Origin of the sequence: Kitasatospora cystarginea (assembly GCF_039533515.1) — a bacterium.
GTDB classification, from domain to species: Bacteria; Actinomycetota; Actinomycetes; order Streptomycetales; family Streptomycetaceae; genus Kitasatospora; species Kitasatospora cystarginea.
In genome coordinates this window covers 20,859-41,851 of sequence record NZ_BAAATR010000018.1, presented here as the reverse complement: position 1 = coordinate 41,851, position 20,993 = coordinate 20,859, and the positions used below count along the sequence as shown (strand labels likewise).

The following is a 20,993-nucleotide window of genomic DNA, read 5'->3' as shown; positions in this document are numbered from 1 at the left end:
AGTCCGAGGAGGACAACCGCCATGCCGCACACCGTACTTGCCCTCGGCGCCGCCGCACTCACCGCGTCCGGCTGCGTCTGGTACATCCCGGCGGTGGCGGACCTGCGGGCGGGCGACGACCGCCCCAGGTCCGTCCGGCTGTCCGCGACCGCCTGTCTGGTCTGGTGGCTGGGCGTGGCCGGTACCGGTCTACTGCTGCTCTCCCCGGCCACCTGGCAGCTGCCCGCGGCGCTCGCCGCCGGCAGCGCGGTGGCGGGCGCGGCGCTGCGGCTGGCCGCGGTCGCCGACCACCGGAGCGAGCGGCGCGAGGAGAGCCGGTACTGGGCGGAGGTGCTGCCCGGCGCGCCGTCGTGCCTCGACCGTCCGAGGCCCCAGGTCGTGCTGCTGGCCTGGCTGGTCGCCGGGGTCTCGGCCTCCTCCGTGGTCGCGGTGTCCATCGTGCTGTCCGCCCGCGCCGGCACGCTGTCGGGACCGGCACTTGCCGCGGCGGCCTGCGGCTCCGTCGGACTCTCCCTGGTAACCCTGCTCGTCGCGGCCACCCGCCCGCGTTCGTGACCGAGTCGGCCGCCCGGCCGCCTCGTTCGCGACACCGTGGGGCGCTCACCTGGCAGCCGCACGCCGGCAGCGCGACCCCGCGCGCGGGTTCTGCGCGGTGCCCGACATTCCGAATCTCCATAGTGCCGATGATGGTTCTGACACGAACTCGGAGGACCGGCCCATGCGCCGACTCACCACCGCTCTCGTTGCGACGCTCTTCACCCTCACGCCGGCCGGGCCGGCCGCCGCCGCACCCGCCGGCCACCGCGACCCGGCCCAGTGCCCCGGCGGCGCCGTCTGTGGGTGGCGCGAGACGGGCTGGTCGGGTGGTCCCGTGTACTGGTCGCCCCCGTTCGACAGCAGAACGTGCCTGGTGGAGGACGGCCTGGGCCCGTTCAACTCGGTGTGGAACGACAGCGGCCATCCCGTGCGGTTCTACCGCGGCGGCAACTGCGACGGCAGCTACGTCGACCTCGACGCCGGAACCGGCTCTCCCCAGACGCCGTGGCCGGTCGGCTCCGCGCGCGTGCTCGAAGTCTGACGGGAGCCACCTGCGCGCACCTCGCGGTGCCCCCGCCGACGGCAACAGCGGCCTGGCGGCACCCCGGGGCCGGACGGAGCCCGGCCGGTCCGAGGCTGCCGGGCTCCGGGCGTCGGATCAGGAGCCGGCCGGGCGGTGCGGACGGTGGCCGCGCTCCTGGCGCGGGAACTCCTGGTCGGCGCCCGGCAGCTGCGGCGGCGGCAGGGTCGCCACCTCCCGCTTCGCCAGGGCGAGTCGGGCGGCGGTGTCGGGCAGCCCGGGCGGGCGGTGGACCCCGCGGTCGAACTGGAAGGCCGAGGTCAGATCGCCGAAGGTGTCCCGGCGCCAGTCGGTGACATTGGCCGCCCGGACACCGGTGAAGCACTCCAGGAACCGCAGCACCGAGGTGTGGTCGAACGCCTCCGATGCCACCCAACCGCCCACCGTCCAGGGCGAGATGATGATGCAGGGAACCCGGAAGCCGCCGCCGATCGGCAGCCCCCGGACGAACTCGCCGGGCGTGCCGGCCTCGGGCACCGGCGGCGGGACGTGGTCGAACAGGCCGTCGTTCTCGTCGTAGTTGAGGATGAAGGCGGTCTTCGCCCAGACCTTCGGATTGGACGCGATCGCCTCGATCTTGGAGGCGACGTAGTCCGCGCCGGCGGCGGGCAGGTAGTCCGGGTGCTCGGACTGGTAGCTGGTCGGCAGGATCCAGGAGACCGCGGGCAGCCGGTCGTTCCTGGCGTCGTCCTCGAAGGTCCCGGCCGGCTGCGCGGTCAGGCCCTTGTCGTGGAGCGGGTCACCCGGTCTGGCCCGCTGGAAGTTCTCGAACAGTGACAGCATGTCCGTGCCGTAGTTGTCGGTCTCCTGGTAGACCCGCCAGCTGACGCCCGCCGCCTCCAGCTGCTCGGCGTAGGTGGTCCAGGTCAGTGGCTTCGGGGTGGAGTTCTGGATGATCGGCCCGCCGCAGGTGCCGTCGGCGTCGATCGACCCGGTCATCCAGTACAGGCGGTTGGGCCAGGTCGGCCCCTGGACGGAGCAGAAGTAGTTGTCGCAGATGGTGAAGGACTCGGCCAGGGCGAACTGGAAGGGGATGTCGTCCCGGGTGTAGTAGCCCATCACATAGGGGCCGTTGACGCCGTCGGCGGCCCGGTGCGCGGGCAGCCACTGGTCCATCTTCCCGCCGTTCCAGGCGCGGTGCTGGACGGACCAGGCGTGGCTGGTGGACGGGATCGCCTGCGCGCTGGTGGTGCGGGTGTCGAGGTGGAACGGCAGCAGGTAGCCGTCCGGGTTGACGCTGTCCGGCTGGTAGAAGACCGAGCGGCCGTCGTCCAGCCGCAGCGCCTCCGGGTCCCCGAAACCGCGGACACCGGCCAGCGTACCGAAGTAGTGATCGAAGGAACGGTTCTCCTGCATCAGCAGGACCACGTGCTCGACATCCCGCAGCGAGCCGCGCCCGGGCACCCCCGCCGCCACCGCACGCTGGACACTCGCCGGCAGCAGACTCATCGCCGCCGCCCCGCCCGCCACCCCGGCCACCCCGGCCACCCCGGCCACCGAGCCCAGCAGCCTGCGTCGGGTCATTCCGGACATCAGATCCTCCCTCTCCGCCACTCGCACAACAGTGCCTTGAGACATGGCTGCGTCAGATCGAGTACGGGTCTGCCGTAGCGGAGTTCCCTCGCGCGGGGGTGCCGAGTGAACACTCGGCCAATGTCAGGGGCAGATCATCTTCGCCGCCTGGACGTCAGTTCGCTCCACTGGAACGCCATTCGGCTCAGGCCGACAACCGTCCGGCGACCCCCTCACCCACGGGAGCACACAGCCGGACCAGCTCGTCCAGGGACAGACCGAGGGCTCCGGCGAGCGCCGCCACCGTGAAGAAGGCCGGCGTCGGAGCCCGGCCGGTCTCGATCTTGCGGAGCGTCTCGGCCGACAGGCCCGCCGCCGCCGCGATCTGGACCATGCTCCGCTCGCCCCGGGCCTGCCGGAGCAGAGCACCGAGGCGTTCGCCGCGTTCACGTTCGAAGGGAGTGAGTGGGGTGCGCACCATGACCGTGATACTAATACCGGTATAAGAATTGGCCCACTGTGGGGTCACGGGGATCGACCGGGGAGGCCACCGGAGATGGTGGAGATCAAGACTGACGCGGCGTTGGACGCGATGCGAGAAGCCGGACGGGTCGTCGCCGACGCACTCGACGCGGTACGCCGCACGGCGGCGGTGGGGGTGTCCCTGCGGGAACTGGACGAGGTGGCCCGCGAGGTGCTGCGCGAGGCCGGGGCCGACTCGCCGTTCCTGGGCTACCGCCCCGGCTTCGCCGCCACCCCGTTCCCGGCGGTGATCTGCGCTTCGGTCAACGACGCCGTGGTGCACGGCATCCCGACCGGCCACCGGCTGCGCGACGGCGACCTGGTCAGCATCGACTGCGGGGCCGAACTCGGCGGCTGGACCGGCGACGCGGCCGTCAGCTTCGTCGTCGGCACGCCCGCGCCCGCCGACCTGGCGCTCATCGAGACCACCGAGCGCGCCCTCGCGGCGGGCATCGAGGCGGCGGTGGTCGGCGCCCGGATCGGAGACATCTCCCACGCCATCGGAAGCGTCGGCCGCGCGGCCGGCTACGGGATCCCCGCCGACTTCGGCGGCCACGGCGTGGGCCGCGGCATGCACGAGGACCCGCACGTCCCCAACGACGGACGCCCAGGACGCGGCATGGTCCTGCGGCACGGCATGGTCCTCGCGATCGAGCCGATGTTCCTGGCCGGCGGGCGGGACCACTACCGCACCGCCCCCGACGGCTGGACCCTGCTCACCCACGACGGCAGCCGGGCCGCGCACGCCGAACACACCGTCGCCATCACGGAGGACGGGCCGCGCATCCTGACCCTGCCGTGACCGGCCGGCCATCGCGCGTCCCACCCCCGCCCTGACGGGCTGGCCACCGGGCCGCGCACGCCGACCGGCCGGCCACCGGCCCCCACCGTCCGGCGTCAGCTCATCTGCTGCTCCAGGTCGAGCAGTTGGGCCTCACCGCGGCCTGCGGACCAGTCCGCCGAACCGTTCTCGGTCAGCACCACCAGGACGTCCTCGGACCGGACCCCGACCTTGCCCGCCTCCTCGGCGATCCGCCGGTACAGGGCGCGCTTGGTCTCCTCCGGGCGCCCCCGGCGCAGCGTGATCTCCACGCAGACGACGTCGCGCCGGTCGACGCCGAGGTACTCGTGGTCGAAGAACATCTGCTCGGCGGGCAGGGCCTGGACGATCTGGAAGCGGTCCTTCTCCGGGATGCCGACGGCGTCGACCAGCGCGCGGTGCACCCCAGCCGCGATCTGCGGCCGCTGCTCGGCGGGGCGGTCGGAGCTGAGCGTGATGCGGACGAGCGGCATGGCACGTACCTCCTGATGGCGGCCGGCGGCGGGCCGGACCGATGACCGGCCGCCACGGGCAGTGCGATCCGGTCCCGACTTCCTGATGGACGGTCAGCAGTCTACGCAGCTGGCTTTCAAATCGAAAGCCAACATCTCTGAACGGCTACAGTGGGTCCGTGGAGTGGGGTGAACAGGACGTCAGCAACTGCGGCATCGGCCGCGCGCTGGAAGTGGTGGGACGGCCGTGGGCGCTCCTGGTCGTCCGGGAGATCGCACGCGGCCTGGAGCGTTTCGACGAGATCCAGCGCCATCTGGCGGTCTCGGCCGCGGTGTTGAGCCGGCGACTGGACGAGCTGGTGGAGTCGCGACTGCTGGAACGCTTCCCGTACCAGGAGGCCGGCCGGCGCACCCGGTTCGGCTACCGGCTGACCCCGCGCGGCCGCGAGCTGTACCCGATCCTGCTCTCGCTCAAGGAGTGGGGCGACCGGCACCGGGGCGACTCGGCCGGTCCGGCCACCAGGCACCGGCACGCGGACTGCGGCGCGGACGTCCGTCTGGCCCTGGTCTGCGAACGGGGACACCCGGTGACGGGCCTGGCCGAGGTGGAGCTGGTCCAGGGCCCCGGCGCCCGCCCGGTGCCCCGGCCGTAGCACCGGGGCGGTCACCGAACCCCTGTGACCAGCTCGTATATGAGACATAGATCGCGAGCGGTGAGGATGAGGGCCTGAGCACACCGTTTGAACCGACCGGGAGTCTCCTCATGAAGCGATCTGCAGTGTTCCGCCGATTCCGTGCGGCGGTACTCGTCCCGGCCGCCGTAGCCGCCGTGCTGGCCGCCGCCGGTACGGTCGCTTCCGCTGTCACCCACGACGTGCCCACCGGTCACGCAGTCGCCGGCGGCGGCTCGGGGCCGCAGCCGCCGAGCGACGTGACCGAGTGGAACACCAAGGTCTGATCGGGCCGTTCCCGCTCAGGCCGGCGGGATCGGGCCGTCCGTGGCCTGCGCGAGCGTGAGGGAGCGGGCCCGGCCCGCCAGCGCCGCGGCCTCGGCGGCCTCGGGGAGCCCGATGCCGCCGAGCACCAAGTGCGCCTCGGCCGCGTGGGCCAGCCCTTCCTCGACACGGCCGAGGTCCAGCGAGACCTGGGCGAGGATCAGCAGTGCGTGGCCCCGGTCGCGCTCACTGCCGACCGCGGTGCGGTAGTGGGCCAGGGCCCGCTCCGCCGCCCGGTACGCCTCCGGCAGCCGGCCGAGCGCCCGCAGCGTGGCCGCACCGCGGTAGCGGGCCTGGGCCGCCTGGCCGGGGATGTCCGAGCTCGCGCAGATCTCGAGGCACTCCCGGTACCCGGCGAGCGCCTCCGGGTACCTCCGCAGCTCGTGCAGGGCCAGACTCCGCACGCACAGCGCGTGGGCGGTGCCGTGGTGGTCGGCCACCTCGCGCAGCAACGGCAGTGCGCCGTCACAGGCCGCCACGGCCTCGTCGGCCCGGCCACTGCGCAGCCTGGCCATGGCCGCGTTCAGCACGGTGACGAGTTCGCCCGAGCGGTGGCCCATCTGCCGGGCCAGGGCCAGCGCCTGGTCGAAGTAGTGCACGGCTTCGTCGTAGCGCTGCTCGAACTGCGCTATCACACCGAGGTCGTTGAAGGTCTGACGCAGGATGACCGTGTCACCGGCACGGCGGCAGGCCTCGGTCGCCAGCCGGATGTGGGCGCTCGCCGTTGCCAGCCGGGTGGTCTGCAGCGCGGCGTTGCCGCACACGAAGAGAGCCCGGCCCGCGGCGCGGTCGTTGCCGGTGCGGACGGCCTTCTCGGCCACCGCCGCGGCGGCGGAGGCCAGTTGGCTGTAGGGGATGTCCCGGCCGAACGGACTCAGCGCGATGAGCAGGTCGGCCGCGGTGTCCAGCAGCTCCGGAGTCGCGGTGCCACCCTGCACCGCGAGCTGGATGACGTGGACGGCCCCGTCGAACTCCTCGGCCACCCAGGCACGGGCGTCCGCCAGGCCGGTGAAGCGCGGTCCGCGCGGGTCTCCCGGGGTGAGCGTGGTGTGCACGGGGTCGCCCGGGACCATCTGCTGGAAGGCCGATCCGGCGGCTCCCAGCAGGAAGTTGAGCAGCCGGTGGGCCACCCCGGTGCGCCCGCCGTCCTGTTCCCGGCCCGCCGGTGCGGGCAGCTGCCGGGCGAAGGCCCGGACCAGCTGGTGGTACCGGTAGCGGCCCGACGACGGCGACTCCAGCAGCGCGGTGTCGACCAGTGACTCCAGCAGCGGCTCCGCCTCGTCCTCGGTGAGGCCCAGGGCGGCCGCCGCCGCGCCGAGGCCGATGCTCCCCCCGGTGACGGGCGCGAGCGTCCGGAAGGCGTGGGACTGGGACTCGGTCAGCTGGTGGTAGCCGAGCTCGAACACGGCGGCCACGGCCAGCTCGCCGGCCTGGAGTTCGGTCAGCCTCCGGCGTTCGTCACCGAGCCTGCGCACCAGGTTCGCCACCGTCCAGCCCGGCCGGGCGGCCAGCCGGGCCGCCACGATCCGCACGGCGAGCGGCAGGTTCGCGCAGGAGGTGACCAGCTCGACGGCGTCGGCCCGTTCCGCGGCGACGCGTTCGGTGCCGATGACCCGCTGGAGCAGGGCCAGCGCCTCCTCGGTCTCGAACACGCACAGCCGGACGTGGGCGGTGGCGGGCAGCCCGGCGAGGCGAGCCCGGCTGGTGAGCACGACCGCGCAGTCGGCCGAGCCCGGCAGCAGCGGCCTGACCTGGGCGGCGTCCCTGGCGTCGTCGAGCAGCAGCAGGACGCTCCGGCCGTCCAGCACGGTACGGAAGAGCCGGGTCCGGTCCTCCAGGGAACGGGGGATCTCCTGGCCCGGCACTCCCAGCGCCGACAGGAAGCTTCCCAGCACCACACCGGGTTCGGCCGCGTCCGTCCCGGTACCCCGCAGGTCGGCGTAGAGCTGGCCGTCGGGGTAGCGCTCCTTGACCTGGTGCGCCACCCGCAGCGCCAGGGTGCTCTTGCCGATGCCGCCCATCCCGCTGACCGAGGCGACCGTCAGGGCGGTCCGGTCCGCGCCGAGCAGGGCCTCGCGCAGTTCCGCCACCGCTTCCTCGCGGCCGCTGAAGTCCCCCGTGTCCGGCGGGAGTTGAGCGGGACGGGCAGGGGCGGGCGAGGTCGTGGGCACGGCGGCCGGGGGCGCGGCGGGCCCCGCGCCGATCCGTACCGGCGCGGGCGCCCCGGTGTGTGGCGCCAGGTCGTTGGCCAGGATCCGCCGGTGCAACTCGCGCAGTTCCGGCCCCGGGTCCACACCGAGCTCGTCGGCCAGCAGCTGCCGCGCCCTGGCGAAGACGGCGAGCGCCTCGCCCTGCCGTCCGCAGCGGTACAGGGCCTCCATCAGGAAGCCGTACGGCCGCTCCCGCAGCGGGTGTTCGCCGGTGAAGGCGGTCAGGTCCGGGATGGTGGACGGGTACCGGCCCAGCAATAGGTCGTGATCGAAGCGCTCCTCCAGCAGCATCAGCCGCAGTTCGGCGAGCCTGGAGCGCTGCTGCTCGGCGAAGGGTCCGGGCACCCCGGCCAGCGGCTCGCCCCGCCACAGCGACACAGCCTCGGTGAGCAGCCGGGCGCACTCCTCGTGCCACCTCGCCGCGCGGGCGCGTGCCGCCTCGGCCGCCAGCTCCTCGGCGCGGTGGGCGTCCACGCCGGCCGGCGCCACCGCCAGCCGGTAGCCGGACCCGGCGGAGAGCAGCAACTGCGGGGTGGCGCGCCCCTGTTCCAGTCGCTGCCGCAACCGCCAGACGTAGGTGCGCAGACTCGTTACCGCGGAGTCCGGGGCCTCCTCGCCCCAGACCATGCCGACCAGTTCGTGCAGCGAGGCAGCTCGCCCCGAGCGGAGCAGCAACGCGGCGAGCGTGGCCTGCTGCTGTGGTGGCCCGACCGGGACGTCGGCCCCGTCGAGACAGATCTGCATGGCGCCGAGCACATTGAACCGCACCGCCCCCTCCAAGCCACATTCCCTTCCCCGGCACGACCGGGCCGGCCTCCGGCCGATCGCGCGACACTTCCGTACGGAAACCGTTCGGTCATATTAATGACGGGTGAGCAGGATGGAACGGTTAGAGCGCATGCGATCCGAGTGTCGGCGCCCGTCTTCCGGCGCGCCGGGACCGCGCCCATCGGCGCAGGCCCGCGCGGACCGGGGCGAGCGGTCCGGGTGGACGGCCGGCTGGTCCGGGTGAACGGCCGGCTGGTCCAGGTGAACGCGATGTCCGCCGCGCTTCCCGGCCACGTGACGGGTCCACCGCTTCACGGCGTACCGACCGCCGTACGCCCGGTCCACCCAAGTCCGGCCGCTGGAACCGCTCATGAGAACATCAGCCGGTGCGCAGACTGACGGTACTGGGGACGTGCGGGGCCTGGCCCGAGGCCGGCCGGGGCGCCAGCGGCTACCTGCTGGAGTACGACGGGTTCCGACTGGTGCTGGACCTGGGCTACGCGACCTTCCCGCGCTTGCTGGAGCACTGCGCAGACGGGCAGTTGGACGCCGTGCTGATCACCCATGAGCACCCCGACCACTGCGCCGACCTCAGCGCCCTGTGCCGCGCGCGCTACTTCGCGACGGAGCGGGGCGCCCGCCTGCCGCTCTACTGCCCTCCCGGGGTGATCGGACGCGTCCAGGCGATGGAACCGACGGAGGATCTGCTCGACGTCTTCGACGTGCACCCACTCCCGTCGAACCACCGGGTGGGACCGCTCCGGCTGGACTCCGCGCTGCTGCCGCACCATGTCCCGCACGCGGGCGTACGGTTGACCGCCCCCGGCCTGACCCTCGCCTACAGCGGCGATGCCGGGCCGGACCCGGCCCTGGCCCAACTGAGCGCAGACGCCGACCTTTTCATCGCCGGAGCCACGCTCCAGAGCACATCGGCGGAGAGCGGCGACCCCTATCTGATGAGCGCCGTCGATGCCGGAACCTGGGCCACCCGCGCCGGGGCCGAGCGCCTAGCCGGGAAGCTGATCCAGCACGGATGCCTCCCGGGCCGTGGGCTCCGCGGCCGCCATCGGTGCTGCCGAACTTGATGGCGACGGTTGCGAGGGTGCCAACTGCCTTCCACACGGTGCTGCCGCGTCGATCGCTGATCTCCTCCAGCGCGATCTGCCCGCAGATGGCCTTGGCGGCCGTCTCTGCTTCCGGGGGGCAGGAAGTGAACTCGCCCACCGTCGTACTTCCTTCCACTCACAGGGGATGTGCGCGAACACGTCCCGGCCATCGTCGTCGGCGGCCATGAGCGCCTGGGCGAGGTCCGGGGTGTCCCGCAGGAAACGGGGATCTCGGGCCCGCACCGAGGCGCGGACGGGAAGGAAGGAAACCACTCCTCCGCCGAGCCGGTTGTACAGAGTTGCAAAGCCTCGGTCGGACCTCCATGTTCCGCTACTTGATCGGCGGCGTCCGGGATTTGGCCGGATTCCCGGGCGGTAGCAAGGCGCTCGGGAGGTGCGGGTGGACCTCCGCGTGGACGCGCAGGTCGAGGGTCTCGGCCGGCGCGAGGGAGCCGACGGCGGCACGGAGTACCGTGCGGGCGGCCTCCAATCGGTCGCTGGACTCAAAGCCGAAGCTCAGGAGGAAATCCGGTCCAGCACAGTTCAGCGGGCAGGTGCCGCATGTCGTTGTAGACCAGGACGGACGACGGTCGCCCAGGCGAGTAGCGGATGACGGTCAGGGCGGCGTTGCCGTGGTTGAGGCCGAGCCAGCGCCACTCCGGGGCGGACGTGGCATGCCGCACCAGCCAGCCGATCAGGAAGTTGTGGGTGACGACCAGTTCGTGGCGCTCCTCGTCGCCCGCCACCGGGCCGGTGAACTGCTCCAGGGCCCGGCCTGCCAGCACCGGACCGCGCTCACGGTCCTCGGCCGTCGCCTGGGACAGGAAACGCAGGAGGAAGTCGGCGCAGTCGGAGGGCAGTTCGTCCCGCTGCGGAAAGTGCGGGAAATAGTCGCCGGCAGTCTCCGAGACCTCGAGAGCGGCGCCGTCCAGGTGTTCGCCGATCAGGCGGGCGGTCTGTGCGGCCCGGGGCAGCGGGCCGTGGTGGACCACCGAGATGGGGCGGTTCGCCAGCCGACGGCCGAGCAGGACCGCCTGCCGGCGCCCGTTGTCCGACAGTCCGCTCTCGTCCGGCAACGCCTCGCCGTGGCGGACCAGATAGAGGTAGCGGGTGGCCGTTCCCGTCATGTCCAGGGCTCCTTCGCGATCCATCACGATCTTGCACGTTGTCCTGGGGTCGACGCCGTTCCTGCCGCTCCGGTTCCAGCGGTTCCGGTCGACGGCCGAAGAGGACACCGGCCCGGCTGGCTCGGACGCACTACGGTGTCCCGCATGAATGATCTTCCCAAGGGCCACAAACCGCTCCTGATGTCCCGTCTGTGCGCGCTCATCGCGGCTGCGCTGACCGTCGCGGCAGGCCTGGGCAGCAGGAGCGTGCTGCCGGGAGATGCCGGCAAGGTGGCCGGGGACGTGCTCTACACCGTCCTGGTGTACACCCTGGTCGTCCTGGCCGCGCCGCGGATCAGGCCCGCGAAGGCCGCGCTGGTCGCCCTGGGGGTCAGCTGGGCGGTGGAGTTCTTCCAGGCCACCGGGATACCCGCCGAGCTGTCCCGGCGGAGCGTTCTCGCCCGGCTCGTCCTCGGTACCACCTTCAACGTCCCCGACCTGTGCTGGTACGTCGCGGGTGCCGCGTTCGGCTGGCTGGTGCACCGCGCGGTGGGCGCCGCGCAAAGGCGCCGGAGACACAACGGCGCGTCCGGAGTCTAGGCAATCGGCCAGTATTAGACCTACCGTCAACTCCCCGTAGTATCAACGGAGGAGCTGGTATGCAACGACGCATCCGCGCGCTCAGACTCCAGGCCGCCTCACTCACGGCGGTTCTCCTGGCGGCGTTCACCCTGGCCGCCGCACCGGCAGCACCGGCAGCACCCAAGGCTGCTCCCGCCGTCGCGGGCGATCTCTGCGGCGGCCGCTGTCTGGACGTTCTCCCGCCGGGCGAGAACGGCAACGCGACACTGGCCGACATCCTCGTCAACCGGGTCTTCGGCACCCGTCCGGCGCACACCGACGACCAGCTGGGGCCGTACGCGAACCTGGCGTCCGCCTATCCGGGGCTGACCGACAGCACCCTGCGCAGCTTCTTCAACGACTCCTCGTTCGGCGTCCCGGCCGACCAGGTGGCGTCCACCGGCTCGCCCCGCTCGGACGTCACCATCGTGCGCGACAAGGCGACCGGCGTTCCGCACATCACCGGCACCACCCGCTACGGCACCGAGTTCGGCGCGGGCTACGCCGCCGCGCAGGACCGGCTCTGGGTGATGGACCTGTTCCGGCACGTCGGGCGAGGGGAGCTCTCCGGCTTCGCGGGCGGCGCGGCGGCCAACCGCCAGCTGGAGCAGAGCTTCTGGCAGGCCGCCCCCTACACGGAACAGGAGCTCCAGGCGCAGATCGACGCGGTCGCCGCCCAGGGCCCGCGTGCCCAGCAGGCGCTCACCGACGCCCGCGCCTACCTCGACGGGATCAACCAGTACATCAACGAGTCGTACCAGGGGCGCTACTTCCCCGGCGAGTACGACCTGACCGGCCATGTGGACGCGATCACCAACGCGGGCGGGATCGAGCCGTTCAAGCTGACCGACCTGGTGGCGCTGGCCTCGGTGATCGGCGCGCTGTTCGGCTCCGGCGGCGGCGGTGAACTGGCCTCCGCACAGGTGAAACTGGCCGCCGAGGCCCGCTACGGCAAGGCCGCCGGGGACGCCGTGTGGAGCTCGCTGCGCGAGTCGAACGACCCGGAGGCGGTGCAGACCCTGCACGACGGGCAGAGCTTCCCGTACGCGCAGCCGCCGGCCGATCCGCAGGGCGTGGCGATGCCCGATCCCGGGTCCGTGGTGCCGGAGCGGCTGATCTACGACGCCACCGGTTCGGCGAACCAGAGCACCACCAAGGCGGCCGGTGTGCTTCCGGGCAACCTGCTCACCGCCAAGCACGGGATGTCCAACGCCCTGGTGGTGTCCGGCCGTTACACCGACGACGGGCACCCGATCGCGGTCTTCGGCCCGCAGACCGGCTACTTCGCCCCGCAGTTGCTGATGCTGGAGGAGTTGCAGGGCCCGGGGATCAGCGCGCGCGGCGCGGCCTTCGCCGGGCTGAGTTTCTACGTGGAGCTGGGCCGCGGCCAGGACTACGCGTGGAGCGCCACCTCGGCCGGGCAGGACATCACCGACACCTACGCCGTCCCGCTCTGCACCACCGACGGCTCCCCCGTCACGCTGGCCAGCAACTCCTACCTCTGGCACGGCCAGTGCCTGCCCTTCGACCGGCTGGACCGGAAGGACGCGTGGAACCCGACCACGGCCGACTCCACCCCGGCGGGCTCGTACACGCTGGTGATGTACCGCTCGAACTACGGCCTGGTGACCGCCCGCGGCACGGTCGGCGGTACTCCCGTGGCCTTCACCTCGCTGCGTTCCACCTACCGGCACGAGGTGGACTCCATCATCGGCTTCCAGATGTTCAACGACCCGGGCGCGGTGCACGATCCGGCGAGCTTCCAGCAGGCCGCGCAGCACATCGGGTACACCTTCAACTGGTTCTACGCCGACTCCCAGCACACGGCGTACTACAACTCGGGCAGCAATCCGGTCCGCGCTCCGGGGGTCGACCCCGGGCTGCCGCTCATGGCCCAGCCCTCCTCCGAGTGGGCCGACTTCGACCCGGCCACCAACACCGCCCGGTACACCCCGCCCGCCGAGCACCCGCAGTCCGTCGACCAGGACTACTACGTCTCCTGGAACAACAAGCAGGCCACCGACTACGCGAGCGCCGGGTTCGGAAACGGCTCGGTGCACCGGGCCAACCTGCTGGACGCCCGGGTGAAGTCCCTCGTCAGCAGCGGTAACAAGGTCTCCAGGGTGGCGCTGACCCAGGCGATGGAGAGCGCGGCGCTGACCGACCTGCGGGTGGAGGACGTACTGCCGGACCTGCTGCGGGTGATCGGCAGCGCACCGGTGACCGACCCCGCGCTGGCGGACGCCGTACAGAAGCTGGCCAACTGGCGGGCAGGCGGCGGGCAGCGGAAGGAGACTTCGGCGGGCAGCCACAGCTACGCCGACGCGGACGCCATCCGCACCATGGACGCGTGGTGGCCGCTGCTGGCCGACGGGGTGTTCCGGCCCGGGCTCGGGGACGGGCTGTTCACCGCGCTGCCCGGGGCCGTGCAGATCAACGAGTCCCCCTCGGGCGGGCAGACCGGCGCCACCAGCGGCGGGGTGAGCGCCAACGAGTCCATCCCGCACAAGGGTTCGTCATTCCAGTACGGGTGGTGGAGCTACCTCGACAAGGACCTGCGGCACGTCCTCGGCGACCAGGTGGCGGGCCCGCTGGCCCAGCCGTACTGCGGGGGCGGGGACCTGGCGGCCTGCCGGACGGTGCTGCTCAGCACCCTCAAGAGCGCGCTGGCCCAGACCCCGGCCCAGGTCTACCCCGGTGACGGAGACTGCTCGGCGGGCGACCAGTGGTGCGCCGACTCGATCATCCAGCGCCCGCTCGGCGGGGTGACCGACGGCAAGACCACCTGGCAGAACCGGCCGACCTACCAGCAGGTGGTGCAGTTCCAGAGCCACCGCTGACGCCGGCGGACCACCACTGACCGACGGTTCTCGGGGGCGCCCGCCACAGCGGGGGCGCCCCCGAGACACCACGTCAGCCGCGCAGCATGCCGCCGACGATGCCGCCGATACCGGCACCCTCGGCACTGGCCACGGCGCCGTCCCGGGCCAGGTACGGCTCAAGGGCGTGTGCGAGGCCGGACAGCGGCATGCTCTGCAGCCAGATCCGGCCCGGACCGGTCAGCGCGACCAGGAAGAGGCCGTCACCACCGAAGATCTTGTTCGCGATGCCCGGCACCCTGGTGATGGTGAACTGCACGGACTCGTCGAACATCCCGACGTGCCCGGGGTGGACCAGCATGGTCTGGCCCGGCGCGAGGGTGTACTCGGTGAGCTCGCCGGAGAGCTCGATCCAGGCGCGGCCCTGGCCCTGCAGCTTCTGCAGCACGAAGCCCTCGCCGCCCCACAAGCCGCCCCGGAAGGACTGCTGCAGCGCGACCGTCGGGGTGATCCCGGGGGTGCCGCAGATCCAGCCGTGCCGGTGCACCATGACGCTCCGGTCAGGGGCGATGTCCACCGGCAGGATGTGGCCCGGGACCTTGGCGGCGAAGGCCACCATGGCGGGGCCGTTCTGCGCCTCGTACTGGGTCAGGAAGATGCCGCCGCCGCTGACCGCGCGCTTGAGCGTGTTCAGCAGACCGCCACCGCCGGGGCCGCCGGTGTTGGTGGTCTGCGACATGTGCATGTTCGCGGACATCCAGGACAGCTCGCCGTGGTGGGAGATCACCTTCTCCCCGGCCTCCAGCTGGATCTCCAGTACCGGCATCGTGCTGCCCTTGACCACTGCCTGCATGACGGTTTCTCCCCCGCTCTCGGGGCGGTGCCGTACCGCCCACGGGAACGGTAGCGCCACCGCCTTCAAGGGTCGTTAAAACAGTTGAAAAGACTGGCAAAGGCCCCAAGAGGGGCGGCACCCGGCGACCGCAACGGTTCAGGCCGGTGATCCGCAGTGCTCCGGCTCAGCGCCCCCCGGCGGCACTCGGGAGCGTGATCTCGAAGCAGCAGCCGCCGCTGACGTTGTGTACGCTCGCCCGGCCCGCATGGGCCTCGACGATGCCGCGCACGATCGCCAGCCCCAGGCCCGCGCCGCTGTCGCCGTGCTCGGGACGGGAGCCGTCGGCGGAGCGCGGCGTACGGGCGCTGACGCCGCGCCAGCCGGTGTCGAAGACCCTCGGCAGGTCCTGTTCGGGGATGCCGCCGCAGCCGTCGGTGACCGAGAGCACCACCTCGTCGGCCTCACGGCGGGCCGCCACCGCGACCACCCCGTCCGCCGGAGTGGCGCGGATGGCGTTCACCAGCAGGTTGTCCAGCACCCGGGTGATCTCCCGGCCGTCCACCTCCACCGGCTCGGCCTCCACCCGGCCGCCCTCCAGCCGCACCCCGCGCTGCCGCGCCAGCGGGTGGGCGCCCGCGATCGCGTCACCTACCAGGTCGTAGACCGAGACCCGGGCGAGCGAGAGGGTCAGCGCACCGGCCTGGATCCGGGAGAGTTCGAACAGGTCGTCCACCATGCCGGTGAGCCGGTCCACCTCGGTGCGGATCCCGGTGAGGTAGCGGGGCGGGTCCTCCGCCACGCCGTCCTCCAACGCCTCGGCCATCGCCCGCAGTCCGGCGAGCGGCGTCCGCAGATCGTGCGAGATCCACGCGATCAGCTCCCGCCGGGAGTGCTCCAACGCCTGCTCCCGCCTGCGGGATTCGGCGAGCCTCGCACTGGTGGCGGCCAGTTCCGCGCTCAGCTCGGCGAGTTCGGAGCCGAGCGGCTGCGCGGGCGCGGCGAAGCCGTCGTCGCTGCCGACGGTGCGCGCCGCCCGGGCCAGCGCCCGGCTGCCCGCGACCACCTGGCGGCCGAGCAGCGCGGCGGTGCCCAGTGAGACCGCGGCCGCCATGCACAGCACCGTGATCACCACACCGAGGTCGTGCTCGGAGAGGAACATCGCCTGTGCCACCGCCAGCGTCCCGGCAGTCATCGCGAGCACCGTCACCACGGCCACGCAGAACAGCGAGAGCGCCAGCGAGCGGCGGCGCAGCAGGCGGACCGCCGGCCAGCCGAGCAGTCCGGCGGCGCCCGCGCCGAGGGCGGCGTAGGCGGCGATCAGCAGCAGGTCCTTCACGACTCCTCCACTCCCCCACTCGCCCCGGCCGGGTCGAAGCGGTAGCCGACGCCCCAGACGGTGTTGATCAGGCGGGGTGCCGCCGGGTCGTCCTCGATCTTCTCCCGCAGCCGGCGGACGTGGACGGTGACGGTGGACAGGTCGCCGAAGTCCCAGCCCCAGACCCGCTGCATCAGCTCCTCCCGGCCGAATGCGGTCGCCGGGTGCCGGATCATGAACGCCAGCAGGTCGAACTCCCGCAGGGTGAGCGAGAGTTCACGTCCGGCCCGGTGGGCCCGTCTAGCCTGCGGGTCGAGCGACAGATCCCCCGCCGTCAGCAGTCCCGCGGAGTTCGCGGGCGCGGCGGCGGCCCGGGAGCGGCGCAGCACGGACTGCACCCGCAGGGTGAGTTCACGCGGGCTGAACGGCTTGGTGACGTAGTCGTCCGCGCCGAGTTCCAGGCCGAGGATGCGGTCGGCCTCGTCGCCCTTGGCGGTGAGCATCACCACCGGCAGTTCGGTGCCGTGGCCGCTCGCGCGCAGCCGACGGCAGACCTCCAGGCCGTCGATGCCGGGGAGCATCAGGTCCAGCACGATCAGGTCCGGCGGGGCCGCCGCCACCGCGGCCAGCGCCGCGTGACCGTCGGCGGCGCGCTCCACCCGGTGGCCGGCCCTGGTCAGGTAGCCAGCGACCACCTCGGCCACGGTGGGGTCGTCGTCGACCACCAGGATCCGCGCGGGCCGGGCGGCCGCTCCGCTCGCGGGTGTGCCCGTGCCGGCTTCCCGGCCGTTCGGCGCGGTCGCGGGCACAGGCGCGGTTACGGGTGCCGCCGGGGTGGCGGGGTTGTCTGTCACGCCTTCGAGGATAGGAAACCCGCCGCCCGGACCGGCCGCCGCGCACTGCTCCGTACGACTTCCGTAAGGTCGCACAGCCGCTGCCGCCCGGCCCGCGCCGGGTAGCGTCAGCCGGGTGACCACTCCTCCCCCACCGGCCTCCGTCGACGTCGTGCTGCCCTGCCTGGACGAGGCCGCGGCGCTGCCCTGGGTGCTCGACCGGATCCCGTCCGGCTGGCGCGCGATCGTCGTGGACAACGGTTCCACGGACGGTTCCGCCGAGCTGGCCCGTTCGATGGGCGCGACGGTCGTCCACGAGCCGCGCCGGGGCTTCGGCGCGGCCTGCCACGCCGGTCTGCTGGCGGCCGGCGCCGAACTCGTCTGCTTCCTCGACTGCGACGGCTCGCTGGATCCGGCCGAGCTCCCGCGGCTGACCGGGCCGGTGCTGGCCGGTTCGGCGGACCTGGTGCTCGGACGGCGCCGTCCGACCTCCGCCCGGGCCTGGCCGCTGCACGCCCGGCTGGCCAACGCCGAGCTGGCCCGGCGGCTGCGGGCCCGCACCGGGGCCCCGTTGCACGATCTCGGCCCGATGCGCGCGGCCCGGCGCGAACGCCTGCTGGCCCTGGGACTCGGCGACCGGCGCTCCGGCTATCCGCTGGAGATGGTGCTCGCCGCGGCGGCGGCGGGGATGCGCATCGCCGAACGTCCGGTGGAGTACCGCCCGCGCGCGGGCCGCTCCAAGGTGACCGGCACCCTGCGCGGCACCCGTCAGGCGGTCCGGGACATGCGGGCCGTGCTCGCCGCTCCGCCGCCGACCCTGCTGGTGATCGCCAAGGAGCCGCTCCCCGGCCGGGTGAAGACCCGGCTCACCCCGCCGTGCACCCCCGAACAGGCCGCCGCACTGGCCGAGGCCGCGCTCTCGGACACCCTGCGCACGCTGTCGACCGTCCCGGCCGGACGGCGGGTGCTGGTCCTGGACGGCGTCCCGGGCCGCTGGCTGCCGCCCGGCTGGGAGGTGGTCCCGCAGTCGCCGGGCGGCCTGGACGTACGGCTGGCGGCGGCCTTCGCGCACGCCGCACCCGGTGCGCCCGCGCTGCTGGTGGGCATGGACACCCCGCAGCTCACCGCGCGGATGCTCGCCGAACCGCTGTCCGCCGCGCGGCGGAGCGGGGTGGACGCCTGGTACGGCCCCGCGACGGACGGCGGCTTCTGGGCGCTCGGCCTGGCCCGGCCGACGGCCGAGCTGGCCCGCCGGCTGCTGGCGGGGGTGCCGATGTCCTGCGATCGGACCGGCGCGGTCCTGTTGGCCCGGCTGAGCGGTCTGACCGTCCGCCACCTGCCGCCGCTGACCGACGTGGACGGCGTCCGGGACGCAGCCGAGGTCGCCGCGCTCCGGCCGGGCGGGCAGTTCGCCTGCTCCTGGCGGTCGGTCGCGGGCGCGCTGGGCGAGCGCTCGGCGCCGGAGCACGGCGGAGCGGACCGGTGACCGCCACCCGGCCGTGGGTCGACGACCCGTTCGCCGAGGCGATCTCGTCCGGGCGGGGCCCGCTCTGGCTGCGCCGCTCGGACGGCGGGCGGCTGCGGCTGGACGTCGAGCGCTGGTGCGCGCCCGCCGCCGGGGCCGATCACGAACTGCTGCGGCGCTGCGTCCGGCTCGGCACCCCGGTGCTCGATCTGGGCTGCGGCCCCGGTCGCCTGGTCGCGGAGCTGCTGGCACTGGGTGTGCCCGCGATGGGGGTGGACGTGACGCTGACGGCGGTGGCCCGGACCCAGCACCTGGGCGGTCCGGCGCTCTGCCGTTCGCTGTTCGACCGGCTGCCCGCCGAGGGGCGATGGGGCACGGTCCTGCTCGCCGACGGCAACCTCGGGATCGGCGGGGACCCGGACGCGCTGCTCCACCGGGTCTCCCAACTCCTCTCGCCCGACGGCCGGTTGCTGGTTGAGGTGGAGCCGGCGGCGGTGGACGAACGGCTGACCGTACAGGTGCAGGGCCCCGACGGCCGCTGCGGTCCGCCTTTCCGGTGGGCACGGCTCGGTGCCGAGGCGACCGTGCGCCGGGCGGCGCACGCGGGCCTGGTCGAGCGGGAGCGCTGGACCTCGCACGGCCGGTGCTTCCTGGCGCTCGCCCGCGACCACGGCGATCACGCCCACCGTGAACGGTCGTCCGGCAGCGGCGCTACCAGCTCCAATCGCAGTGCACCGGGCTTCAGCCTGGTGGTGAAGCGATTGTGAACCCTGTGGTGACATGTGTACGGGTGTGCACCTTCCCGCACTGTTGACGGTGGCCCGCCGAAGGCGGTCAGGCTGGCGGGTGCTGCTGTTCGATGTGCTGGCGGACTGTCGACAGCGGTGCACCGCCGACCGATCCGGCGAAGTGCGAGCTGGACCACAGGCGCTGTGCCCGCCAATGGTGCTCGATGAGGTCGGGGAACTCCTGTCGCATCCGGCGGGAGCTGACGCCCTTGAGGCTGTTGACCAGCTTCGACCGGGCGACCTCCGGCGGGAAATTCTCCAGTAGGTGGACGTGGTTGTTCTCACCGTTGAACTCGACCAGCGCCACCTCGAAGTCCTGGCGGACGCTTCGCATGATCTCTTCCATGCGCGTCAGGTGCCGGTCGGCGAACACCTTGTGTCAGTACTTCGTCACGAAAACCAAATGCGCGTGCAGCATGAAAGCACAGTGCCGACCAGTACAAACATTCTGTACTCAGCCATGAACCAACATGTACGGTGCGGCATTATGCAGCTCGGGTACAGCTTCCGCCTGTACCCGAACGGGCCTCAGCGTGCTTCGCTGGCAAGGGCGTTCGGGTGCGCCGGCGTCGTGTTCAACGACGCATTGCGCGCCCGTGAGGACGCCCGCATGGCTGGGCTGCCGTTCGTCCCGTCCGGGGCGCTGTCGAAGGCATTTACGGAGGCGAAGAAGGCACCGGAGCGGGCCTGGCTCGGTGAGGTGTCCGCCGTGGTACTGCAACAGTCCCTGCGGGACCTGGACACGGCCTACCGGAACTTCTTCGACGAACTCAAGGGCAAACGCCCGCGCACAGGAGCACCCCGGTTCAAGTCCCGCAAGGATCACCGGCAGGCGATCCGGTTCACCGCGAACGCCCGCTGGTCGATCACCACCGGCGGCGACCTGTCACTGCCGAAGATCGGCGATGCGCGGGTGAAGTGGTCCCGGCAGCTGCCGTCGGCGCCCTCCACGGTGACCGTGGTCAAGGACGCCGCCGGACGCTTCTTCGCCTCGTTCGTGGTGGAGACCGACCCGGCCGACGACCTGACCCGAATGCCCGAGACGGACGCCGTGGTCGGCATCGACCTCGGGCTGACCCACTTCGCAGTCCTCTCGGACGGTCGAAAGATCGACAGCCCGAGGTTTCTGCGCCGCGCCGAGAAGCGCCTCAAGAAGGCACAGCAAGCCCTGAGCCGCAAGGCCGAGGGAAGCAAGAACCGGGACAGGGCCCGCATCAAGGTCGCCCGCGCTCACGCGCGGGTGGCGGATGCGCGCGGCGAGTTCCACCACCAGCTGTCCACCAGGCTGCTCCGCGAGAACCAAGCGGTCGCCGTGGAAGACCTGGCGGTGAAGGCGCTCGCCCGAACGCGCCTGGCGAAGTCCGTGCACGACGCGGGATGGTCGCGGTTCGTGGCCATGCTGGAGTACAAGGCATCCCGGTACGGGCGCGCCTTCCACCGGATCGGCCGCTTCGAGCCCACCTCACAGGTCTGCTCGACCTGCGGTGTCCAGAACGGTCCCAAGCCGCTCAACGTCCGGAAGTGGACGTGCGGGGCCGTCCTGGACCGGGACGTCAACGCGGCGGTCAACGTCGCCAAAGCCGCCGGACTGGCGGTGACAGCCTGTGGAGCGCAGGTAAGACCGGTACTCGTACCGGCACAGCGCGAAGAAGCAGGAACCCACCGAGACGGTCAGACGACCGTGGTAGGGATCCCCGTCCATTAGGGCG

At 72.5% G+C, this 20,993-nt stretch carries 19 protein-coding genes and 2 pseudogenes; 12 read left to right on the top strand and 9 right to left on the bottom strand.

The window, feature by feature from the left end; genetic code table 11:
- Positions 1–21 precede the first annotated feature (21 nt).
- Together ABD369_RS20500 and ABD369_RS20495 are read left to right on the top strand one after the other, a co-directional pair.
- The gene (locus tag ABD369_RS20500; RefSeq protein WP_344637919.1) at positions 22–555 is read left to right on the top strand and encodes a hypothetical protein; all 534 of its coding nucleotides are present in this window, start codon (positions 22–24) and stop codon (positions 553–555) included.
- Positions 556–718: 163 nt separating this feature from the next.
- Complete coding sequence (locus ABD369_RS20495) at positions 719–1,078, top strand: peptidase inhibitor family I36 protein (RefSeq protein WP_344637918.1); 360 nt, start codon at positions 719–721, stop codon at positions 1,076–1,078.
- 117 nt (positions 1,079–1,195) lie between these two features.
- Here the strand turns inward: ABD369_RS20495 and ABD369_RS20490 are convergent, their stop codons facing one another.
- Positions 1,196–2,650, bottom strand: a complete 1,455-nt coding sequence (locus ABD369_RS20490) for an alkaline phosphatase family protein (RefSeq protein ID WP_344637917.1) — start codon at positions 2,648–2,650, stop codon at positions 1,196–1,198.
- Positions 2,651–2,834: 184 nt separating this feature from the next.
- On the bottom strand, positions 2,835–3,110 hold the full coding sequence (locus tag ABD369_RS20485; protein ID WP_344637916.1) for a helix-turn-helix domain-containing protein: 276 nt from the start codon (positions 3,108–3,110) through the stop codon (positions 2,835–2,837).
- Positions 3,111–3,185: 75 nt separating this feature from the next.
- Here ABD369_RS20485 and map point away from each other — a divergent pair, with 75 nt between their 5' ends.
- Complete coding sequence (gene map, locus ABD369_RS20480; protein ID WP_344637915.1) at positions 3,186–3,953, top strand: type I methionyl aminopeptidase; 768 nt, start codon at positions 3,186–3,188, stop codon at positions 3,951–3,953.
- A 95-nt stretch (positions 3,954–4,048) separates the two neighbouring features.
- On the opposite strand, the gene ABD369_RS20475 is transcribed toward map, so the two are convergent.
- Positions 4,049–4,444: a tautomerase family protein gene (locus ABD369_RS20475; protein ID WP_344637914.1), complete on the bottom strand. Its 396-nt coding sequence runs from the start codon at positions 4,442–4,444 to the stop codon at positions 4,049–4,051.
- A gap of 158 nt (positions 4,445–4,602) precedes the next feature.
- Between ABD369_RS20475 and ABD369_RS20470 the strand changes: the two genes are divergently transcribed.
- Together ABD369_RS20470 and ABD369_RS20465 are read left to right on the top strand one after the other, a co-directional pair.
- Positions 4,603–5,076: a winged helix-turn-helix transcriptional regulator gene (locus ABD369_RS20470; RefSeq protein WP_344637913.1), complete on the top strand. Its 474-nt coding sequence runs from the start codon at positions 4,603–4,605 to the stop codon at positions 5,074–5,076.
- Positions 5,077–5,186: 110 nt separating this feature from the next.
- Positions 5,187–5,381 (top strand): hypothetical protein, encoded by a 195-nt coding sequence (locus ABD369_RS20465; protein WP_344637912.1) that lies wholly within the window; start codon positions 5,187–5,189, stop codon positions 5,379–5,381.
- Positions 5,382–5,396: 15 nt separating this feature from the next.
- Here ABD369_RS20465 and ABD369_RS20460 read toward each other — a convergent pair whose 3' ends face one another.
- Positions 5,397–8,396, bottom strand: a complete 3,000-nt coding sequence (locus ABD369_RS20460) for an AfsR/SARP family transcriptional regulator (protein ID WP_344637911.1) — start codon at positions 8,394–8,396, stop codon at positions 5,397–5,399.
- Positions 8,397–8,782: 386 nt separating this feature from the next.
- On the opposite strand from ABD369_RS20460, the gene ABD369_RS20455 reads away from it, so the two are divergent.
- Entirely contained in the window at positions 8,783–9,481 is a 699-nt protein-coding gene (locus ABD369_RS20455) for an MBL fold metallo-hydrolase (protein ID WP_344637910.1), read from the top strand.
- 524 nt (positions 9,482–10,005) lie between these two features.
- On the opposite strand, the gene ABD369_RS20450 is transcribed toward ABD369_RS20455, so the two are convergent.
- A complete protein-coding gene (locus ABD369_RS20450) occupies positions 10,006–10,629 on the bottom strand; it encodes a histidine phosphatase family protein (RefSeq protein ID WP_344637909.1) in 624 nt (207 codons plus the stop codon).
- A gap of 144 nt (positions 10,630–10,773) precedes the next feature.
- Between ABD369_RS20450 and ABD369_RS20445 the strand changes: the two genes are divergently transcribed.
- Positions 10,774–11,208 (top strand): ribosomal maturation YjgA family protein, encoded by a 435-nt coding sequence (locus ABD369_RS20445; protein WP_344637908.1) that lies wholly within the window; start codon positions 10,774–10,776, stop codon positions 11,206–11,208.
- Positions 11,209–11,267: 59 nt separating this feature from the next.
- On the top strand, positions 11,268–14,069 hold the full coding sequence (locus ABD369_RS20440; protein WP_344637907.1) for a penicillin acylase family protein: 2,802 nt from the start codon (positions 11,268–11,270) through the stop codon (positions 14,067–14,069).
- Between the two features lie 73 nt (positions 14,070–14,142).
- On the opposite strand, the gene ABD369_RS20435 is transcribed toward ABD369_RS20440, so the two are convergent.
- The 3 genes from ABD369_RS20435 to ABD369_RS20425 all read right to left on the bottom strand — a co-directional run bounded on the left by ABD369_RS20435 (position 14,143) and on the right by ABD369_RS20425 (position 17,052).
- Positions 14,143–14,901 carry a TIGR00266 family protein gene (locus tag ABD369_RS20435; protein ID WP_344637906.1) on the bottom strand — a complete coding sequence of 253 codons (759 nt, stop codon included), beginning with the start codon at positions 14,899–14,901 and terminating at the stop codon, positions 14,143–14,145.
- Positions 14,902–15,067: 166 nt separating this feature from the next.
- A complete protein-coding gene (locus ABD369_RS20430; protein WP_344637905.1) occupies positions 15,068–16,219 on the bottom strand; it encodes a sensor histidine kinase in 1,152 nt (383 codons plus the stop codon).
- Positions 16,216–17,052, bottom strand: coding sequence for a response regulator transcription factor (locus ABD369_RS20425; RefSeq protein ID WP_425557688.1), 837 nt, complete (start codon positions 17,050–17,052; stop codon positions 16,216–16,218). The genes ABD369_RS20430 and ABD369_RS20425 overlap by 4 nt, the downstream gene beginning before the upstream one ends.
- Before the next feature lie 115 nt (positions 17,053–17,167).
- Between ABD369_RS20425 and ABD369_RS20420 the strand changes: the two are divergent.
- From ABD369_RS20420 to ABD369_RS20410, 3 genes and pseudogenes are all read left to right on the top strand, one after another.
- A pseudogene (locus tag ABD369_RS20420) lies at positions 17,168–17,842 on the top strand (glycosyltransferase family 2 protein); the annotation flags it as partial.
- A complete protein-coding gene (locus ABD369_RS20415) occupies positions 17,816–18,517 on the top strand; it encodes a TIGR04282 family arsenosugar biosynthesis glycosyltransferase (RefSeq protein ID WP_344637995.1) in 702 nt (233 codons plus the stop codon). The pseudogene ABD369_RS20420 and the gene ABD369_RS20415, both read left to right, overlap by 27 nt.
- Positions 18,514–19,263 carry a methyltransferase domain-containing protein gene (locus tag ABD369_RS20410; RefSeq protein WP_344637904.1) on the top strand — a complete coding sequence of 250 codons (750 nt, stop codon included), beginning with the start codon at positions 18,514–18,516 and terminating at the stop codon, positions 19,261–19,263. Before ABD369_RS20415 ends, ABD369_RS20410 begins: the two co-directional genes overlap by 4 nt.
- 67 nt (positions 19,264–19,330) lie before the next feature.
- On the opposite strand, the pseudogene tnpA reads toward ABD369_RS20410, so the two are convergent.
- Positions 19,331–19,702, bottom strand: a pseudogene (tnpA, locus tag ABD369_RS20405) (IS200/IS605 family transposase).
- A gap of 69 nt (positions 19,703–19,771) precedes the next feature.
- On the opposite strand from tnpA, the gene ABD369_RS20400 reads away from it, so the two are divergent.
- Entirely contained in the window at positions 19,772–20,989 is a 1,218-nt protein-coding gene (locus tag ABD369_RS20400; protein ID WP_344637994.1) for an RNA-guided endonuclease InsQ/TnpB family protein, read from the top strand.
- Positions 20,990–20,993 lie beyond the last annotated feature (4 nt).